The organism is Azorhizobium sp. AG788, assembly GCF_004364705.1.
In the GTDB taxonomy this organism is placed as follows: domain Bacteria; phylum Pseudomonadota; class Alphaproteobacteria; order Rhizobiales; family Xanthobacteraceae; genus Azorhizobium; species Azorhizobium caulinodans.
In genome coordinates, this window is record NZ_SOBM01000003.1 from 130500 (window position 1) to 147632 (window position 17133).

Sequence of the window (17133 nt, forward strand, 5' to 3'; positions counted from 1 at the left end):
GCCATGACCACGCCCCTGCCCGCTACCATGACCGCCATCACCATTCCGACCCCCGGCGGCCCGGAGGCCCTTGTGCCCGGCGAGCGTCCGGTGCCGCAGCCGGTGAAGGGGGAACTGCTGGTGAAGGTGGAAGCGGCCGGCGTGAATCGTCCGGACGTGATGCAGAGGAAGGGCCTCTATCCGCCGCCGGCCGGCGCGTCCGACATTCCCGGTCTCGAGATCGCCGGCACGGTGGTCGCGACGGGCCCGGAGACGCAGCGCTTCAAGGTGGGCGACCGCGTGTGCGCCCTCGTCACTGGCGGCGGCTATGCAGAATATTGCACCACCTCCGCCCTCACGGCCCTGCCCATTCCGGACGGCCTGTCCGCCACAGAGGCGGCGGCCCTGCCGGAAACCTTCTTCACCGTCTGGAGCAACGTGTTCGACCGCGGCCGCCTGCAGCCGGGCGAAGTGCTCCTCGTCCATGGCGGCACCAGCGGCATCGGCACGACGGCGATCCAGCTCGCCAAGGCCTTTGGTTCGAAGGTGTTCGTCACCGTGGGCTCGCCGGAGAAGTGCGAGGCGGCCCGCAAGCTCGGCGCGGATCTCGCCATCGACTACAACACCCAGGACTTCGTGGCCGAGGTGAAGAGCGCCACCGGCGGCAAGGGCGCCGACGTGATCCTCGACATGGTGGCCGGCGATTATATCGCCCGCAATTACGAGGCCGCGGCGGTGGATGGGCGCATCGTGCAGATCGCCTTCCAGAAGGGCTCGAAGGCCCAGGTGGACTTCATGCGCGTCATGCTGAAGCGCCTCACCCACACCGGCTCGACCCTGCGTTCCCGCCCCGTGGCCGACAAGGCCCTCATCGCACAGGCGCTGGAAGAGAAGGTGTGGCCGCTCATCGCCAAGGGCAGCGTGAAGCCGCTGATCGATGCCACCTTCCCGCTGAAGGAGGCGGCTGCCGCCCACGCGCACATGGAAGGCAGCACCCACATCGGCAAGATCGTTCTCACGATCGGGTGAACGAACCGCCCCCGGCTGGCCGAAGTGCCGCTTGGTCATGTGGAAAGCCGCTGGCAGGGCGGGCGCGAAGCCTTATGATGTCAGCGGCGGATGCCTTGCTCCGGCCGCACGCTGCGGCTAGAGCACGCGCCGGCTGGCGGGGCCTGTCCCGGCCGGCGGTGTTCCCCTGATCGCGGTTCGTCCCGGCGCCGGCCGGGGACGGAGGCTAGCTGTTGCGTTCCTTTCTTGCCTTCTGCCTGGTCCTGCTGGGCGCCCTGTCGCTGGCGGCTCCCTCGGCCTTTGCCGTGGATGCCGTCGCCGTGCGCCTCGACGCCAAGGTGACGGACCTGCTGCCGGCGGTGGAGCGCCTGCACACGGACAATGAGCGCGTCCAGATTTCCACCGCGCCGGGCACGGACGGCATCGTGCGCCGCATCGAGGTGCGCTCCAGCGACGGCCAGCCGAACGCCAACTGGGTTGCCTTCGCGCTCTCGAACAACACCGACGAGCAGGTGGACCGGCTCATCGTCGCGCCCTTCTACCGCATGGTGGGCTCCGGCCTGTTCTGGCCCGACCTCGGCAACCGCCGCGTCCTGTCCCTGACCCCGAGCCAGGGCTTCAAGCCCGAGCGGCAGAACGCGCCGGATGCCGACGTCTTCCTTGTGACGCTCGATCCCGGCACCACCGTCACCTTCGTCGCGGAACTGGCCGGCCCCAAGCTGCCGCAGCTCTATCTGTGGCAGCCGGACGCCTACAAGGACAAGGTGAACAGCTTCACCCTGTACCACGGCATCGTCATCGGCATCGCCGGCCTGCTCGCCCTCTTCCTGACCATCCTGTTCGTGGTGAAGGGCTCGGTGATGTTCCCCGCCGCCGCCGCGCTCGCCTGGGCGGTGCTCGGCTATATCGGCCTCGACTTTTCCTTCTGGTCGAAGGTGTTCGGCCTCTCGCCCATCGCCGAGCAGTTCTGGCGGGCTTCCGGCGAGGCGGTGCTGACCGCGACCCTGCTGGTCTTCCTCTTCGCCTATCTCAATCTCAACCGCTGGCATGTGCGCTACATGCATGTGGCCGCCGGCTGGCTGGTCTTCCTCGCCGCCCTCGTGGCGGTGGCGCTGCTGGATGCGCCTGTCGCCGCTGGCATCGCCCGCCTCTCGCTTGCCATGGTGGCGGTCGCCGGCCTCTTGGTGGTGATCTGGCTCTCCCAGCACGGCTATGACCGCGCGGTGCTCATCATTCCCACCTGGATGCTGCTGGTGGTGTGGGTGGTGATGGCCGGCATGACGGTCACTGGCGTCGTCACCAACGATCTGGTGGCCCCGGCGCTCTCGGGCGGCCTCGTGCTCATCGTCATGCTCATCGGCTTCACGGTGATGCAGCACGCCTTCGCCGGCGTCGGCGCCGTGCAGGGCTCCGCCTCCGATCTGGAGCGCCGGGCACTGGCGCTCGCCGGCTCGGGCTACATCGTCTGGGACTGGGACGTGGACAGCGACCGCATCTATGTCTCGCCCGAGGCGGAAGAGGCCCTCGGCCTCAAGCGCCACTCGCTGGAGACGGAAGCCGCCGGCTGGCTGGAGGTTCTGCACCCCGGCGACCGCGACCGCTTCCGCGCGACGCTGGACGGCATCATCGAGCAGCGGCGCGGCCGCATCGACCAGGATTTCCGCCTGCGCGCCATTGACGGCCACTATCTCACCTTCAACCTGCGCGCCCGGCCCGTGGTGGGCGCGGACGGCGAGGTGGTGCGCTGCATCGGCGTGCTCTCAGACGTGACCGGCGACCGCATCGCCGCCGAGCGTCTGCTGCATGACGCGGTGCGCGACAATCTCACCGGCCTTGCCAATCGCGAGCTGTTCCTCGACCGGCTGGATCAGGCACTCGCCTTCGCCAAGACCGACGAGAGCATCCGCCCGACGGTGATGATCATCGACATCGACCGCTTCAAGCAGGTCAACGTCTCGGTGGGCATGGCGGTGGGCGATTCCATCCTGCTCACGGTGGCCCGTCGCCTGATGCGGCTCCTGAAGCCGCAGGATACGCTTGCCCGCATCTCCGGCGACCAGTTCGGCCTGATCCTGCTCTCCGAGCGCGATCCCGAACGCATCACCACGTTCGCGGACACGCTGCGCCGCTCGCTGCGCGCGCCCATTTCTTTTGCGGAGCGGGAGATCTTCATCACCGCCTCCATCGGCCTCGTGCTCTCCAGCGCCGATCCCGGCAAGCGCGAGGACGTGCTGAAGAATGCGGAACTCGCCATGTTCTTCGCCAAGCGCATCGGCGGCGACCGCATCGAGGTGTTCCGGCCCGCCATGCGGCAGCAGAAGATCGACCGCACGTCGCTGGAAAGCGACCTGCGGCGGGCGCTGGAGCGGGACGAGATCACCGTGCGCTACCAGCCGGTGGTACGCCTGCACGACCGGGCCATCGGCGGCTTCGAGGCCTTCATGCGCTGGAAGCACCCGAGCCTCGGCGAACTGGCGGCGGCGGACTTCCTGCACGTGGCGGAAGAATCCGGCGTCATTCTTGAGCTCGGGCTGTTCGTGCTGGAGCGGGCCGCCCGTCAGCTCGGCCAGTGGCAGCGTATCCTCAAGGTCGACCCGCCGCTGTTCATGACGGTCAACGTCTCCTCCCGTCAGTTGCTGCGGCACGATCTCATTCAGGACCTGAAGTCGGTTCTGGCGCGCAATGTGGTGGAGCCAGGCTCGCTGAAGCTGGAGGTGACCGAAGCCCTCGCCATGGAGAATCCAGAATACTCTGCCGTGATGCTCCAGCGCATGCGCGATCTCGGCGCCGGCCTGGTGATGGACGATTTCGGCGTCGGCCAGTCCTCGCTCGCCTATCTGCCCCGCCTGCCGTTCGACGCCATCAAGATCGACAACCGCTTCATCCGCAACACGGTGAAGGGCTCCGTGCGGGCGGCGCGGCCGATCATCGTCGGCTCCATGATCGAGCTCGCCCACCAGCTCGGCATCGAGGTCATGTCGGAAGGGCTGGAGCGGGAGCAGGAAGCGGCCGAACTCGGCCGGCTCGGCTGCGAATATGGTCAGGGCACGCTGTTCGGCGAGCCCCTCACCGCCGAGGAATGCCGCGCGCTGCTGGAGCCCTCGCCCGCCGAGGCCCGCCGCCGGGCCTGACCCCTCAGGCCGTTGTCACGCCCCTCAGGCGTGGCCGGCGTCCGTGGACAGCATGCCGGGGTGCACGCCGAGCTTGCGCAGCGCGAGATCGTATTTGGCGTCCACGCTCTCGCCGAAGATCAGTTCCGGGTCGGCCGGGCAGTGCAGCCAGCCGTTCGCCTGGATCTCCGTTTCGAGCTGCCCCGGAGCCCATCCCGCATAGCCGAGCGCCAGCACCGCGCTCTCCGGCCCCTGCCCGCCCGCGATCGCCTTCAGGATGTCGAGGGAAGCGGTGAGGCAGATGCCGTTGTCGATCGGCAGCGTCGCATTCTCGAGGAAGAAGTCCGACGAGTGCAGCACGAAGCCGCGCCCGGTCTCCACCGGGCCGCCCCGCAGCACCTTCACCAGCTCCGCGCGCGGCGGGAGCTGGATGCGCTTGGTGGCCGGCACCACGTCCAGCTGCACCAGCAGGTCGCCGAAATCGATATGGGTTGCCGGCTGGTTCACCACGATGCCCATGGCGCCTTCGGCGGAATGGGCGCAGATGTAAACCAGCGCACGGTTGAAACGTTCATCGCGCATGCTGGGCATGGCGATGAGCATCTGCCCGTCCAGGAAGTCGCCCGGACCGCGGGGTGATGAAATCGTGCGGTCAGCCATCATCGGGTCAGCGTAACTCGCAACGCCGGGTTTGGGAACGGACCCTGCGCACGCTCACACCAAGGTGCGGAGCGGTTACCCGGCCGCGGAGCCGCCCGGCGCCTTCGCTCCCAGCGCCTCCAGGCATTGGCGTCACGGGAATTTGCGCACCGTGGCCTTTACGATGCGCCGGTCTCCGCGATAGCGCAGAGGCATGATGATCAGCCGCCGCGCCCTCCTCCAGTCCGCCGCCCTCGCCGCCGCCGTGCCGCTGGCGCAGCGGGCGGCGGCCGCGCCGCTGAGCCGGCCGGTGCAGGACCCAAACGCCCAGACGCGCCTTATCGCCGGCCCGGCGCAGGATGGGGTGGCCCAGGCCGGACTGGAGATGGTGCTGGCGCCGGGCTGGAAGACCTATTGGCGCTATCCGGGCGACAGCGGCGTGCCGCCCCGATTCGACTGGAGCGGCTCGAAGAATGTCGCGGACGTCACCGTGCTGTGGCCGGCACCCCATGTCTTTCCCGACGGGTCCGGCGGATCGTCCATCGGCTACAAGGGCCGCGTGCTCCTGCCGCTCGTGGTGCGCCTGAAGAACCCGGCCGACCCGGCCGAACTCGATCTTGCCCTGGATTTCGCCGTCTGCCAGTCCCTGTGCGTCCCGGCGGATGCGCGCCTCAGCGTGCCGCTTCCCGGTACCGAGGCCGAAGCTCCCGCGCTCGCGGAAGCGCGGGCGGAGGTTCCGGTGGCAACACCCTTCGGTGCCGGCAGTGGGCCGGCAGTGCTGAAGGTGGAACGGGACGCCGGGACGACCCCGCCCCGCCTCATCATCACGGCACGGGCCTCTGCGGAGGCCGTGCTCCTGGTGGAAGGGCCGGATGACACCTGGGCGCTGCCCATTCCCGAACGCCAGCCGGGCGCCGGCGAGACAGTGCGCTTCACCCTGCCGCTGCTCGGCGTTCCGTCCGATGCGCGCCTGCCCGGCAGCAAGCTGACGCTGACGCTTGTGGACGGGGCGAAGGCCATTGAAACCACGACCGCGATTCCCGGCGCGTGAGCCGCCGATTGGCGCTTTCCTTGCGGTCAAAACGACCTATTCTCCGCTGCGCCGGCCAAGCCCGGCCCGCCTCCGGCGCACGGCCGGACGGCGCCAGATCGGCGACGCTCCAAAGGGGCCGCCCAACCAGCGGAGTTCGAGATGCCCATTCAGGTCGGCGACAGCCTGCCCAACGTCACCTTCCGCGTGTCCACGTCCGATGGCCCGGTGCCGAAGACCACCGATGAGGTCTTCAAGGGCAAGCGCGTGGTTCTCTTCGCGGTGCCCGGCGCCTTCACGCCCACCTGCCACAAGAACCACCTGCCGGGCTATGTCTCCCGCGCCGAGGAGATCAAGGCCAAGAACATCGACACCATCGCCGTGGTGTCCGTGAACGACCCCTTCGTCATGGGCGCCTGGGAGCAGGCCTCTGGCGCGGACGGAAAGGTGCTCTTCCTCTCCGATGGCAATGGCGACTTCGCCAAGGCGCTCGACCTGTTCTTCGACGGGTCGGCGGTGGGCCTCGGCCTGCGCTCGAAGCGCTATTCCATGCTGGTGGAAGACGGCGTGGTGAAGGTGCTGAACGTCGAGGACGTGCCCTCGAAGGCCGACGCCTCGTCCGCCCAGGCGCTGCTGGCCCAGATCTGAGCCACCGAGGCTCACAAAAACGACGGGGCGCCGAAGCGCCCCGTCTCGAACCTTGAAGTGACCCTGTCGAATCAGGGGCAGCGCACCTGATAGGCATTGCCGTAGGCGTCGCGCGCCCAGCAGGCGTTCGGCGTGGTCGCCGCGCCCACAACGGCACCCGTCGCCGCACCCAGAGCGCCGCCGACGAGCGCGCCCGTGGCATTGCCCGTGGCCGCGCCACCGATCAGGGCGCCGGCACCGGCACCCAGCAGACCGCCGCCCACGGCGCGATCCGATTCCGAATACTGGCTGCAGCCGGCGAGGGCCAACGCGGCAGCGACGACGATCACAGCACCCTTCATGACTTTACTCCTTCGGCGTTCCCGGCGCGGCCGGCTTGCTCATTGCCCGTATCACATCGGCCCGCGCAATGCGCCGACCAGACCTCCCTTCGGATACCCGTCCCGCAGGTCGCCGCGAAGCGCCATCGTGACATGACCCGATCCCGAGCTAACCATAAGTCAGCTGGAGGATGAAACACCGCAACGCGCATGGCCGTTCCGAAGCTTCATCCGGGCTGTGGGACATCAACTTCACAATCAAGTGCGTTTTGTGACGGCGCGTAACCGCCACGCCGTCGGATGATGTCCCCCAAACCTCAGCGGCGGCGATCGGAACCGGAGAAGGCGAACAGCAGCGCGCCCACGGTGAGGCCGACCGCCGCAGCGGCAACCACCGCACGCCCGGGGTTCTCAGCCACCACACGCTCGGCGCGGTGCGCCGTGCGCGCGAGATGCTCGGCCGCCACACGTCCACCCTCGCGGGCCATGCTCAGGCCATTGGACGCCAGATAGCTCGCCTGATCCTCGGCGGCGTCGAACATCCGGCCGGCATAGCGGGCCGCCTGCCGGCGCGGGCCGCGGGAGCGATCCTCGGCAGCCTCGGCCAGAGCTTCGCCGAGGCGGACGACGTCCGCTTTCAGGGCGTCAAGCTGGCGGGAGATGTCGTTGGCGTGGGATCCGTGTCCAAACATGGCTGAAGTCTCCTTGTGTCTCGCCGGAAAAACGCGGCGGCACGGCGGAGGTTCCCGCGACGGCTCAGCTTGAAATGACTCAGTTGAAACGGGCGCGCCAGCATCGGCTGAATCACCCCGCAGCACACGGCTCGACATGACGTTCAATCATCTGTGGCGAAAGCGCGGAGAAGTTTTGGGGGAACCTTGGCGTAGGCGTCACGTTACCCGAACAGGATTATTCCCACGAGGCTTTCATGCATGTTACTTCGGTACCGAAGGAAGAAGGCCGTCCGTCGCGACCTGATGCGGTGCGTCTGTTTGACCCGCGCACCTGTGCCTTCTTCCTCGATGTGGACGGAACGCTGATCGACATCGCCATCCATCCCGATGCGGTGACCGTGCCGAGCGGGCTCCTGACCACGCTCGGAACCCTGAAGACCGCCGCCGATGGTGCGCTCGCCCTGGTCAGCGGCCGCACGGTAGCCGGGCTCGACGCCCTCTTCTCGCCCCTGAAGCTGGCGGCCGCCGGCGTCCATGGCGGCGAGATCCGCCTCGCGCCCGAGGCGCCTGTTGCCCAGCAGAGCGCCACGCTGCCGCCGGAGACCGGAACGCGCATCAGCCGTCTGGCGCGCGATCTCGACGGCGTGCTGATGGAGGACAAGGGCAGCAGCATCGCGGTTCATTACCGCCTCGCCCCGCAGATCGGCCCCGACCTCCAGATCGCGCTGGAGCAGATCGTCACCGATTATCCCGGCCTGTCCCTGCTGCCGGGCCGGCTCGTGTTCGAAGTGAAACGCGCCGGCTGCGACAAGGGCGTGGCGGTGCGCCAGTTCATGGCGGCGCCGGGCTTTGCGGGGCGGACCCCCGTTTTCATCGGCGACGACGTGACGGACGAGGCCGCCTTCGCTGCCGTCTCGCAGATGGGCGGCATCGCCGTCTCCGTCGGCCGCAACCTTCCCGTCGCCGATCTGGTGCTGCCCGAAGCGCAGGACGTGCGCGCCCTGCTCGCCACCCTTGTCGCCCAACAGCCGGAGGAGTGACCCGTGTCGCGCTTGATCGTCGTCTCCAATCGCGTTGCCGTCCCCGAGGCAGGCAAGGTCTCCGCCGGCGGACTGGCCGTCGCCGTGAATGCGGCGCTCAAGGAGCGCTCGGGCATCTGGTTCGGCTGGAGCGGCAAGATCACCGAGCAGCCCTCCGACCAGCCCGCGATTTCCATGCGGAACGGCGTGAAATATGCCGTGGTGGACCTCAAGGAGGATGACTACCAGGAATATTACAACGGCTTCGCCAACCGGGTGCTGTGGCCGATCCTGCATTACCGCGTGGATCTGGCGGAGTTCGTGCGCTCGGACCTGTCCGGCTACATCCGGGTCAACAAGAACTTCGCCGAGCACGTCTCCAAGATTATCGAGGAAGACGACATCATCTGGGTCCACGACTATCACATGATGCCGCTGGCCCGGTATCTGCGGGAGCGCGGGCACAAGAACCGCATCGGCTTCTTCCTGCACATTCCCCTGCCGCCGCCCGACCTCATCCAGACCCTGCCACGGCATGGCGAGATCGTCGGCTCGCTGGTGCATTACGACCTCGTCGGCTTCCAGACCGAGAGCGACAGGGACAATTTCGGCCGCTATCTGGAAGGCCGCGGCGCCCGCCCCGCCAATGACGGCACCTCCTATGAGATCGCCGGCCGCCGTGTGCGCATCGGCGCCTTCCCTGTCGCCATAGAGACGGAGAGCTTCGCACGCCGCGCCCGCCACGCCATGCGCACCAATTTCATGAAGGATTTCCGGGCCAGCCTCACCGGCAAGAAGATGGTGCTGGGGGTGGACAGGCTCGATTATTCCAAGGGTATCCCGAACCGCCTGGAAGCCTTCGAGACGCTGCTGCGCACCGCCCCGGAATGGCACGAGCGCGTGACCTTCGTCCAGATCACGCCCAAGAGCCGGACCTCCGTACCGGAATATGCGGAGATGGACCGCTATGTCTCCACCAAGGCGGGGCAGATCAATGGCGAATTCGGCGACGTCTCGTGGACGCCGCTGCGCTATGTGAACAAGACCTATTCCCGCTCAGCCCTCGCCGGCCTCTACCGGACGGCGGACGTGGCCATGGTAACGCCGCTGCGCGACGGCATGAACCTCGTCGCCAAGGAGTTCGTGGCCGCGCAGGATCCGGAGGACCCCGGCGTGCTGCTGCTCTCGCAGTTTGCCGGGGCGGCGGCCGAGATGGGCGGCGGTGCGCTCATGGTGAACCCGCATGAGGTGGAAGGCGTCGCCTCGGCGCTCCGGCGCGCGCTGGAGATGCCGCTCGCCGAACGCCGGGACCGCCACGCGCGGATGATGACCGTGCTCAACACCAACACCATCGATCATTGGGCGCAGAACTTCCTCGATGCCCTCACCGACCCGCCGGCGCTCGACGCTTTATTGAGCGCGCGATCCAACGGGTTACGACCCTCGGCCCCTGCCTGCCTGATGGACTGGCAGGGGCTGCATCGCGCTCAGGATCTGTAGCGCACCCCTCTCGTACTCGACGTGAAATGGCGGAGCGCAGACGCCGTCGTGCGGACGGCGCCGCTCCGCGTCCGTCCTTCTTGACGATGCAGGCTCAGCGAGCGGCGGCGCGCACGGCGAGGCACGCTTCGTCTACTTTTCGGGCCGACACCTGACGCCCGCTGAAGCGCATCCATCGCACATCGCGGAATCACCACCCGCCCCAGCGCGCCAGCTCCGGCTGCTTCAGCCCCCTCTGACCGACCGTTGCCGCGTGTCCCCCGCTCCCTCTTGGGACCGCGGGCTTAAAAGCGCGCCACTTCCCCCTCCCTAACGTCAACGCCCGCAAGCCGGAGACGGCTCTGCCCGTCCCGGAGGCTGAAATCCGCCTGAAATTTCAGCTTGACCGGACGCGACAATTAGCTTTGCTTGTTACCTAAATTACTTGCATTCCTGCGGCGGCGATGACCGCCGCGCGGAGAGGGGCCGCGCCGTCCATGCTGACGCAGCAGATCATCAACGGCCTGATGCTCGGTGCCATCTACATGCTCGTGGCAGTGGCCTTCACCCTTGCCATCGGCGTCCTGAACTTTCTCAATTTCTCGCTTCCCGGCCTGTTCATGCTGGGCGGCATGGCGGCCTTCGGCTTCCTGAAGCTCGGCTGGCCCTTCTTGGTGGCGGCGGGCGGCGCGCTGCTGATCGCCGCCTTCGTGTCCCTGCTGGTGGAGCGCCTCGCCTACCGCCGCATGCAGGGTGGCGATCCGGAAGTGCCGCTCGTCTCCTCGCTCGGCTTCCTGGTGCTGCTGGAGAACCTCGTCCTCATCCGCTACGGGTCGGACCAGCAGGCCTTCCCTGCCTTGTTCCCCGATATGAACCTGCGCATCGGCGGCCTCGTCGTCGGCATCGCGCAGATGGTGTCGCTCGCCATCTCGCTGGCGCTGGTGGCCTGGCTCTCCTGGTTCCTGCGCACCACGAATACCGGGCGCCGCATCCGCACGGTGGCGGAGAGCCGCGAGACCGCGCTGCTCATGGGCATCAACATCCAGAGCCTCGTGCCGCAGCTCTTCGTGGCCAGCGCGCTGCTGGCTGCGCTCGGCGGACTGCTGTTCGCGGTCAATTACCAGCAGGTGTCGCCCTTCATGGGAGAGGGCATCGGCTTCAAGGGCGTCGCCGCCATGATCATCGGCGGCATGGGCTCCATCTGGGGCGCGGTCATCGGTGGCCTGCTGATCGGCCTCGCCGAGGTGCTTTCCATCAGTCTCATCGGTGCGGATGTGGTGAACATCACTGTATATGGCCTGCTGCTCGCCATCCTGATCCTGCGGCCGCAAGGTCTCTTCGGCCGCCCGCCGGCACGGGAGAAGCTGTGATGAGCGGCTATCTCACCGGCGTCCTCGTCGTCCTGTCCTTCAACATCATGGCGGCCTATGCGGTGTATCTGCCGCTCGCCGCCGGCCAGCTCAATCTCGGCATCGCCGGCTTCATGGCGATCGGCGCCTATGCGGCGGCCTATCTCACCAATGAACTCGGCTGGTCGCTCTGGACCGCCATTCCCGCCGGCAGCGCGGCGGCCGGCCTCGTGGGGCTCATCATCGGCATCCCGGTGCTGCGCACCCATGGCATCTATCTGGCGCTGGCCACCTTCGCGCTCGGCCAGGTGATCGCGGCGATCTTCCTCAATCTCGACGTGGTGGGCGCCGCCGCCGGCTATCCGGTGGCGACCTATGCCGCTCCGCCCGTGGTGTTCGCCGCCACGGTGGGCGTCGTGCTCGTCATGCTGCTGCTCTCGCGCACCCGCTATGCCCTCTATCTCACCGCCGTGAAGAGCGATCCCACGGTGGCCGATCTCATGGGCATCTCGGTGCGCGGCATCCAGGTCTCCGCCTTCGCGCTCGGCGCGGCGGTGGCCGGCTTCGGCGGCGCCTTCTACGCGCACCATTACAGCTTCATCGAGGCCCAGCACTTCAACGTGCTGCTCTCGGTCTTCACCGTCCTCTATGTGCTGTTCGGCGGCGTGCAGACGGTGTGGGGGCCGCTCGCCGGCGCCATCTTCTTCACTCTGGTGCCGGAAGTGCTGCGCGCCTCCGACCAGTGGCGCTATGCGCTCTTCGCCTTCTTCATCATCATCTTCATGGCGCTGCGTCCGCAGGGGCTGGTGACCGCTTCGCTCTTCCGCGTGTTCCGCCGCAAGCCGGGAGCAGCCGCATGAGCACGCCGGCACTCGTCCTCTCCGGCCTCGAGAAATCCTTCGCCGGGGTGCGGGCCATCCGCAACCTGTCCTTCACCGTGCCCAAGGGCCGCGCCACGGCCCTGATCGGCCCCAACGGCGCGGGCAAGACCACGGTCTTCAATCTGGTCAGCGGCGTCTATGGCGTGGACGGCGGGTCCATCCATGTGAACGGCACAGACGTGACGCGGCTGCCCTCCCGCCGACGCATCCGGGCGGGCGTCGCGCGCTCGTTCCAGAACATCCGCCTGATGCCGCACCTCTCCGTGCTGGAGAACCTGCTGGTGGGCCAGCATGTGCGGGCTTCCTCGCTCGCGGCGCTGCTCACGCCCTACCGGATCATTCCCAACCATCGCTGGAAGCGCGAGGCCCGCGCAGCGCTGGAGGAAAGCGGCCTTGGCCAGTATGCGGACGAGACCGTGGGCGCGCTGCCCTATGGCGTGCGCAAGCGCATCGATCTCGTGCGTGCGACGCTCGCCGGTGCCGACGTGCTGATGCTGGACGAGCCGGCCGCCGGCCTCAATCCGAGCGAGACCAACGCGCTGCGCGATCATCTCAATGCCCTCGCGGCGCGCGGGCTGACGTTGCTCATCGTCGAGCACGACATGCACTTCGTGGACAGCATCTGCGAAAATGTGGTGGTGCTCAATTTCGGCGAGAAGATCGCCGAGGGGCGGCTCTCGGACGTGCGCAAGGATCCGAAGGTCCGCGAGGCCTATATCGGCACGGACGAGGAGTGAGGGGCATGGCGCTGCTCGAAGTCTCCGGCCTCGAAGTCGCCTATGGCCGCGTCAACGCGCTGCGGGGCGTGGACCTGCGGGTGGAGGAAGGCCAGATCGTCACCGTGCTCGGCGCGAACGGCGCCGGCAAGAGTACCCTGCTCCGGGCCATCCTCGGCGCCGTGCCTCCGAAGGCCGGCGGCATCGCCTTCGCCGGCCGCGACGTGACGCGCGAGCCGCCGCACACCCGCATTGGCGGCGGCCTCGTGCTGGTGCCGGAAGGCCGGCGCATCCTCATCTCGCTCTCGGTGGAGGAAAACCTGCTGCTGGGCGCCCACATGCGCGCCGACACGCAGAAGGTGCGAACGGAGATGGACGCCATCTACGATCGCTTCCCCAATCTGGCGGAGCGGCGGCACATGCTCGCCTCCTGCCTCTCGGGCGGCGAGCAGCAGATGCTGGCCATCGGCCGCGCCATGCTGGCGAAACCCCGGCTGATGATGCTCGACGAGCCCTCGCTGGGCCTCTCGCCCCTCTTCGTCTCGAAACTGTTCGACCTCATCCGCGAACTGAACCGCGACGGCCTTTCGGTGCTGCTGGTCGAGCAGAACACCGGCAAGGCGCTCGCCTGCGCCCATCATGCGACCGTTCTGGAGCTCGGCCGGGTGGTGATGGCGGGCGATCCCGCGACGCTCGCCGCCGATCCGCGCCTGCAGGAAGCCTATCTCGGCGAGGGCAGCCACGCCCAAGCCCAACACGCGTAAACGCGCTGACGATCATCTTTTCAGAAGGAGCCCGGTTCATGAAGAAGTCGCTGGTTTTCGGTGCAACGCTTCTCGCAGCCGTCTCGGCGGCCGCCATGGCCCGCGCGGCCGACGATGAGCTGGTGCTCGGTTACATGATGGCCAAGAGCGGCCCTTATGTGAGCCTCGCCAACACCAACGAGATCGCTGTCGATCTCGCTGTGGAGGAGATCAACGCCAAGGGCGGGATCAACGGCAAGAAGATCAAGGTGGTGAAGTTCGACACCGCCGGCGATCCCAAGCAGGCCACCACCGCGCTCCGCCGCTTTGCGGAGGACGATTCTGCGCTCGCCGTCATCGGCCCGTTCTCCTCCTCCGAGGTGCGCACCACCTTCCCCGTGGGCGAGCGCTCCGGCATCGCGCAGATGTCCATGGCCTCCTCGGCCCCCGGCCTCACCAAGGGCTTCTCCTACGGCTTCCGCAACACCACGGACGAGGGCATCGTCCTCGACCAGGTAATGACGTCCATCAAGGACAAGAAGCTGCCCGCCGCTTCCGGTGCCGCCGCCTATGCGACGGACGACGTGGTGTCGAAGTCCATCGGCACCCTCGTGGTGCCCAAGCTGTTCGAGAAGTATTCCGTGCCCATGAAGGGCTCGGTGGACTTCCAGCTCGCCGCCTTCGACCTCTCCCCGCAGGTTTCCAAGCTGAAGGAAATGGCCCCCGACATCGTCGGCCTCGGGTCGCCGCCGGAAGGCGCGGTGAACCTTGCCAAGGAACTGAAGCGCCAGGGCGTCTCCACCCGCGTCATCGGCGGCACCACCATCGCCGATCCCGAACTGCCCAAGCGCATGGACGGCGCAGGCGAGAACCTCACCATCGGCACCACCTTCTTCCCCGAGGTGAACGACAAGACCAAGGCCTTCGCGGCCGAGTTCGGCAAGCGCACCAAGGCCGCCGGCCTGCCGCGCACCGAGCCGAACCAGATGGACGCCGCCGTCTATGACATCGTCTATCTCTATGCAGAGGCGATGAAGCGCGCCGCCGTGACCGGGGACAAGGCCAAGCTCGTGGCCGAGCGCACGGGCGTGCGCGACGCGCTCGCCAAGATGAAGGATTTCGAGGCCCTGGAGGGCAAGATCTCCTTCCGTGACGGCGATGCGGTGAAGCCGGTCTACATTCTCGAGGTCAAGGGCGGAAAGTGGACCTTGCTGGACACCCGCATGCCTGAATAAGGCATACGGGCGGGACCGGCAGCGCCCTCTCTCCCCTTGCTGCCGGTCCCACTTCTTTTTCCGCGTACTCAGGAAGCGAACATGACGGGCACCGCCCTCACCTTCACCATCCATGCCGACGGCCGCAGCTTCGAGGAAACCCTGCTGATCCGCACGGCGGTCATCGCCGGCTGGACCGGCCGCGACAAGGTCGCGCTGGAGAAGCACATCCACGAGCTGGAAGAGCTCGGCGTGCCGCGTCCCGCCTCCACCCCGATCTACTACCGCGTCTCCGCTGCCCGCCTCACCACGGCCGGCGCCATCGAGAACACGGGCCCGGATTCCTCCGGCGAGATCGAATTCATGATCGTGCTCGCCGACGGCAAGCGCTATCTGGGCATCGGCTCCGACCATACGGACCGCAAGGTCGAGACCTACAACATCACGGTCTCCAAGCAGATGTGCGACAAGCCGGTGGCATCCGAGCTGTGGTCCCTCGACGAGGTGCTGCCGCACTGGGACAGCCTGATCCTGCGCTCCTATGCCGTCATCAACGGCGAGAAGGTGCTCTATCAGGAAGGTTCGGTGAACGCGATGCTGCCCCCGGAGGAGATCCTCGGCGGCTTCCCGGCGGCCGATCTCAAGGGCGGCTCGGTGATGTTCTGCGGCACGCTGGCGGCCATCGGCGGCATCCGCCCGGCCGAGCGCTTCGAGTTCGAGATCGAGGACCCGATCCTCAAGCGCACCATCCGCCACGGCTATGACGTGGCCGTGCTGCCCGTGGTGGGCTGACATGCTGGAACGCGGCGCCTCCTTCCGCTCGCTTGAAGCCGAAGCGGCGCCGCGCTCGCTGCGCGAAGAAGCCTATGACATCATCAAGCAGCGCATCATCCGCGGCCTCTACCGGCCGGGAGAGGCGCTGAGCGAGGCGGTCGTCTCGTCCTCCCTGAGCCTCGGGCGCACGCCCGTGCGACAAGCCTTCGACCGGCTCATGCGGGACGGGCTCGTGGAGGTGCTGCCGCGCAAGGGCATCATCGTGCGCCCCATCACCGCCGACGAGATCCGCGACATGGTGCACGTGCGCCTCCTCAACGAGGGCTTCTGCGCGCGGCTCGCCGCCGAGCGGGCGGACCAGGCGGTGCTCAGCGTCCTCAACGACACACTCGACCAAAGCCACAAGGCGGCCCGCGACAGCGACATCGAGACGCTCATGGTGCTCGACCGGCGCTTCCACGCGGCGCTCGCCAGCGCGGCCGGCAATGCGGTCCTGAGCGACATCCTGAGCAACCTGCACGACCGCTCGCAGCGGGTGTGGTTCCTCTCCCTGCGCGAACACCAGCACCACGCACGGGTGGTGGAGGAGCATGCCGGCATCGTCGCCGCCATTTCCGCCCGTGACGCAGAAGGCGCGGAGGCGGTGATGCGCGCGCACATCCTGTCGTTCGCGGAAAACCTCAGCCGGCAGCTCTGAGCCACGCCGCGCTTCGGACGCCGCCCGCGCTCACGCGATGATGTCTGGAAACAGCTGATCCTCAAGATGTGATATGCGGTCCTTGAGCTGCAGTTTGCGCTTCTTCAGCCGCTGAATCTGCAACACGTCGGAGCCGGTCACGGAGGTCAGAGCCTCGATGGCCGAATCCAGATCCCGGTGTTCCTGACGCAGGCGTTCCAACAACGCCGTCAGTTCCCGCTCGTCCTCACTGGTCATTCCGTTCCGCCGCGCCCCGCTGAAGCCGAGAACCTTTCGAATAACGCACGGCCTTGCGCACCTGCAAGCGGCCATCCGTCTCAGTCGCTCCCGTGACAGTCGACTCTTTGCCGTCTCCATGACAGGATGACCTTCGTTGCAGACAGGGAGACGCCAAGAATGTCCGTCCAGTCGCACTTGCAGGAGCTGCAGCGTCGTCACGCAGCCCTTGAGTCGGAAATCCACCGCGAGATGGCCAGCCCGGCCGCCGATCCCGCCAAGCTTGCGGAAATGAAGCGCAAGAAGCTGGCTCTGAAGGATCAGATCACCAAGCTTCGCGGCGAAGCTACCCTCCACTGATCATCCTCATCGCAAACGGCGTGGGGTGCTGAGCCCCACCAGCCGTCCCTCGGGCGCGTGCGTCCCGTCGACGGAACGCGGCATGATCTGCCTCAGTGCAGGCTGATCGTCCCTTCCTCGACGAGGCCGTTCGCCCGAAAGGCGGCGTCATGCGCTCCTGCCGCGTTCGACGGATCTCGTCCGGTGGTTCGCGGTTTAAGTGCGGGTAGCGATCGCCCGGAAGGATCGCGGACCTCGTGCAAACCGGCCGGCAGTCGGTGGCCATGGTCCGCCCGCT

General features: G+C 67.5%; 18 protein-coding genes. 14 read left to right on the top strand and 4 right to left on the bottom strand.

Annotation, left to right across the window (positions count from 1 at the left end):
* Positions 1 to 3 precede the first annotated feature (3 nt).
* Together DFO45_RS08360 and DFO45_RS08365 are read left to right on the top strand one after the other, a co-directional pair.
* Complete coding sequence (locus DFO45_RS08360) at positions 4 to 1008, top strand: NAD(P)H-quinone oxidoreductase (protein WP_133864517.1); 1005 nt, start codon at positions 4 to 6, stop codon at positions 1006 to 1008.
* A gap of 212 nt (positions 1009 to 1220) precedes the next feature.
* Positions 1221 to 4118, top strand: coding sequence for an EAL domain-containing protein (locus DFO45_RS08365; RefSeq protein WP_133864518.1), 2898 nt, complete (start codon positions 1221 to 1223; stop codon positions 4116 to 4118).
* A gap of 24 nt (positions 4119 to 4142) precedes the next feature.
* Here DFO45_RS08365 and DFO45_RS08370 read toward each other — a convergent pair whose 3' ends face one another.
* Positions 4143 to 4760 carry a YqgE/AlgH family protein gene (locus DFO45_RS08370; protein WP_012169019.1) on the bottom strand — a complete coding sequence of 206 codons (618 nt, stop codon included), beginning with the start codon at positions 4758 to 4760 and terminating at the stop codon, positions 4143 to 4145.
* 190 nt (positions 4761 to 4950) lie between these two features.
* On the opposite strand from DFO45_RS08370, the gene DFO45_RS08375 reads away from it, so the two are divergent.
* Positions 4951 to 5787 carry a protein-disulfide reductase DsbD domain-containing protein gene (locus DFO45_RS08375; RefSeq protein ID WP_133864519.1) on the top strand — a complete coding sequence of 279 codons (837 nt, stop codon included), beginning with the start codon at positions 4951 to 4953 and terminating at the stop codon, positions 5785 to 5787.
* Positions 5788 to 5928: 141 nt separating this feature from the next.
* Positions 5929 to 6414: a peroxiredoxin gene (locus tag DFO45_RS08380; protein WP_012169017.1), complete on the top strand. Its 486-nt coding sequence runs from the start codon at positions 5929 to 5931 to the stop codon at positions 6412 to 6414.
* Positions 6415 to 6485: 71 nt separating this feature from the next.
* On the opposite strand, the gene DFO45_RS08385 is transcribed toward DFO45_RS08380, so the two are convergent.
* Both DFO45_RS08385 and DFO45_RS08390 read right to left on the bottom strand, forming a co-directional pair.
* Positions 6486 to 6755 carry a glycine zipper domain-containing protein gene (locus DFO45_RS08385; RefSeq protein ID WP_012169016.1) on the bottom strand — a complete coding sequence of 90 codons (270 nt, stop codon included), beginning with the start codon at positions 6753 to 6755 and terminating at the stop codon, positions 6486 to 6488.
* Between the two features lie 296 nt (positions 6756 to 7051).
* Entirely contained in the window at positions 7052 to 7426 is a 375-nt protein-coding gene (locus tag DFO45_RS08390; RefSeq protein ID WP_133864520.1) for a hypothetical protein, read from the bottom strand.
* A gap of 236 nt (positions 7427 to 7662) precedes the next feature.
* On the opposite strand from DFO45_RS08390, the gene otsB reads away from it, so the two are divergent.
* From otsB to DFO45_RS08435, 9 genes are all read left to right on the top strand, one after another.
* Positions 7663 to 8448: a trehalose-phosphatase gene (gene otsB / locus DFO45_RS08395; protein WP_133864521.1), complete on the top strand. Its 786-nt coding sequence runs from the start codon at positions 7663 to 7665 to the stop codon at positions 8446 to 8448.
* Between the two features lie 3 nt (positions 8449 to 8451).
* Positions 8452 to 9927: an alpha,alpha-trehalose-phosphate synthase (UDP-forming) gene (gene otsA / locus DFO45_RS08400; protein ID WP_133864522.1), complete on the top strand. Its 1476-nt coding sequence runs from the start codon at positions 8452 to 8454 to the stop codon at positions 9925 to 9927.
* A 476-nt stretch (positions 9928 to 10403) separates the two neighbouring features.
* On the top strand, positions 10404 to 11276 hold the full coding sequence (locus tag DFO45_RS08405; protein WP_043878805.1) for a branched-chain amino acid ABC transporter permease: 873 nt from the start codon (positions 10404 to 10406) through the stop codon (positions 11274 to 11276).
* Complete coding sequence (locus DFO45_RS08410) at positions 11276 to 12115, top strand: branched-chain amino acid ABC transporter permease (RefSeq protein WP_133864523.1); 840 nt, start codon at positions 11276 to 11278, stop codon at positions 12113 to 12115. The genes DFO45_RS08405 and DFO45_RS08410 overlap by 1 nt, the downstream gene beginning before the upstream one ends.
* A complete protein-coding gene (locus DFO45_RS08415) occupies positions 12112 to 12873 on the top strand; it encodes an ABC transporter ATP-binding protein (protein WP_012169010.1) in 762 nt (253 codons plus the stop codon). Before DFO45_RS08410 ends, DFO45_RS08415 begins: the two co-directional genes overlap by 4 nt.
* Before the next feature lie 5 nt (positions 12874 to 12878).
* A complete protein-coding gene (locus DFO45_RS08420) occupies positions 12879 to 13616 on the top strand; it encodes an ABC transporter ATP-binding protein (protein ID WP_133864524.1) in 738 nt (245 codons plus the stop codon).
* Positions 13617 to 13654: 38 nt separating this feature from the next.
* Positions 13655 to 14830: an ABC transporter substrate-binding protein gene (locus DFO45_RS08425; protein ID WP_012169008.1), complete on the top strand. Its 1176-nt coding sequence runs from the start codon at positions 13655 to 13657 to the stop codon at positions 14828 to 14830.
* A gap of 81 nt (positions 14831 to 14911) precedes the next feature.
* Positions 14912 to 15601 (top strand): DUF2848 domain-containing protein, encoded by a 690-nt coding sequence (locus tag DFO45_RS08430; RefSeq protein ID WP_043878804.1) that lies wholly within the window; start codon positions 14912 to 14914, stop codon positions 15599 to 15601.
* 1 nt (position 15602) lies between these two features.
* A complete protein-coding gene (locus DFO45_RS08435; protein ID WP_166657078.1) occupies positions 15603 to 16280 on the top strand; it encodes a GntR family transcriptional regulator in 678 nt (225 codons plus the stop codon).
* 30 nt (positions 16281 to 16310) lie between these two features.
* Here DFO45_RS08435 and DFO45_RS08440 read toward each other — a convergent pair whose 3' ends face one another.
* Positions 16311 to 16517: a DUF465 domain-containing protein gene (locus DFO45_RS08440; RefSeq protein ID WP_012169005.1), complete on the bottom strand. Its 207-nt coding sequence runs from the start codon at positions 16515 to 16517 to the stop codon at positions 16311 to 16313.
* Positions 16518 to 16676: 159 nt separating this feature from the next.
* On the opposite strand from DFO45_RS08440, the gene DFO45_RS08445 reads away from it, so the two are divergent.
* Complete coding sequence (locus DFO45_RS08445) at positions 16677 to 16856, top strand: DUF465 domain-containing protein (RefSeq protein ID WP_043878803.1); 180 nt, start codon at positions 16677 to 16679, stop codon at positions 16854 to 16856.
* Positions 16857 to 17133 lie beyond the last annotated feature (277 nt).

Coding starts and splice junctions, on each gene's coding strand:
- DFO45_RS08360 (WP_133864517.1), top strand. CDS start 4: ATGACCACGCCCCTGCCCGCTACCATGACCGCCATCACCATTCCGACC.
- DFO45_RS08370 (WP_012169019.1), bottom strand. CDS start 4,760: ATGATGGCTGACCGCACGATTTCATCACCCCGCGGTCCGGGCGACTTC.
- DFO45_RS08375 (WP_133864519.1), top strand. CDS start 4,951: ATGATGATCAGCCGCCGCGCCCTCCTCCAGTCCGCCGCCCTCGCCGCC.
- DFO45_RS08380 (WP_012169017.1), top strand. CDS start 5,929: ATGCCCATTCAGGTCGGCGACAGCCTGCCCAACGTCACCTTCCGCGTG.
- DFO45_RS08385 (WP_012169016.1), bottom strand. CDS start 6,755: ATGAAGGGTGCTGTGATCGTCGTCGCTGCCGCGTTGGCCCTCGCCGGC.
- DFO45_RS08390 (WP_133864520.1), bottom strand. CDS start 7,426: ATGTTTGGACACGGATCCCACGCCAACGACATCTCCCGCCAGCTTGAC.
- otsB (WP_133864521.1), top strand. CDS start 7,663: ATGCATGTTACTTCGGTACCGAAGGAAGAAGGCCGTCCGTCGCGACCT.
- DFO45_RS08405 (WP_043878805.1), top strand. CDS start 10,404: ATGCTGACGCAGCAGATCATCAACGGCCTGATGCTCGGTGCCATCTAC.
- DFO45_RS08410 (WP_133864523.1), top strand. CDS start 11,276: ATGAGCGGCTATCTCACCGGCGTCCTCGTCGTCCTGTCCTTCAACATC.
- DFO45_RS08415 (WP_012169010.1), top strand. CDS start 12,112: ATGAGCACGCCGGCACTCGTCCTCTCCGGCCTCGAGAAATCCTTCGCC.
- DFO45_RS08420 (WP_133864524.1), top strand. CDS start 12,879: ATGGCGCTGCTCGAAGTCTCCGGCCTCGAAGTCGCCTATGGCCGCGTC.
- DFO45_RS08425 (WP_012169008.1), top strand. CDS start 13,655: ATGAAGAAGTCGCTGGTTTTCGGTGCAACGCTTCTCGCAGCCGTCTCG.
- DFO45_RS08430 (WP_043878804.1), top strand. CDS start 14,912: ATGACGGGCACCGCCCTCACCTTCACCATCCATGCCGACGGCCGCAGC.
- DFO45_RS08435 (WP_166657078.1), top strand. CDS start 15,603: ATGCTGGAACGCGGCGCCTCCTTCCGCTCGCTTGAAGCCGAAGCGGCG.
- DFO45_RS08440 (WP_012169005.1), bottom strand. CDS start 16,517: ATGACCAGTGAGGACGAGCGGGAACTGACGGCGTTGTTGGAACGCCTG.
- DFO45_RS08445 (WP_043878803.1), top strand. CDS start 16,677: ATGTCCGTCCAGTCGCACTTGCAGGAGCTGCAGCGTCGTCACGCAGCC.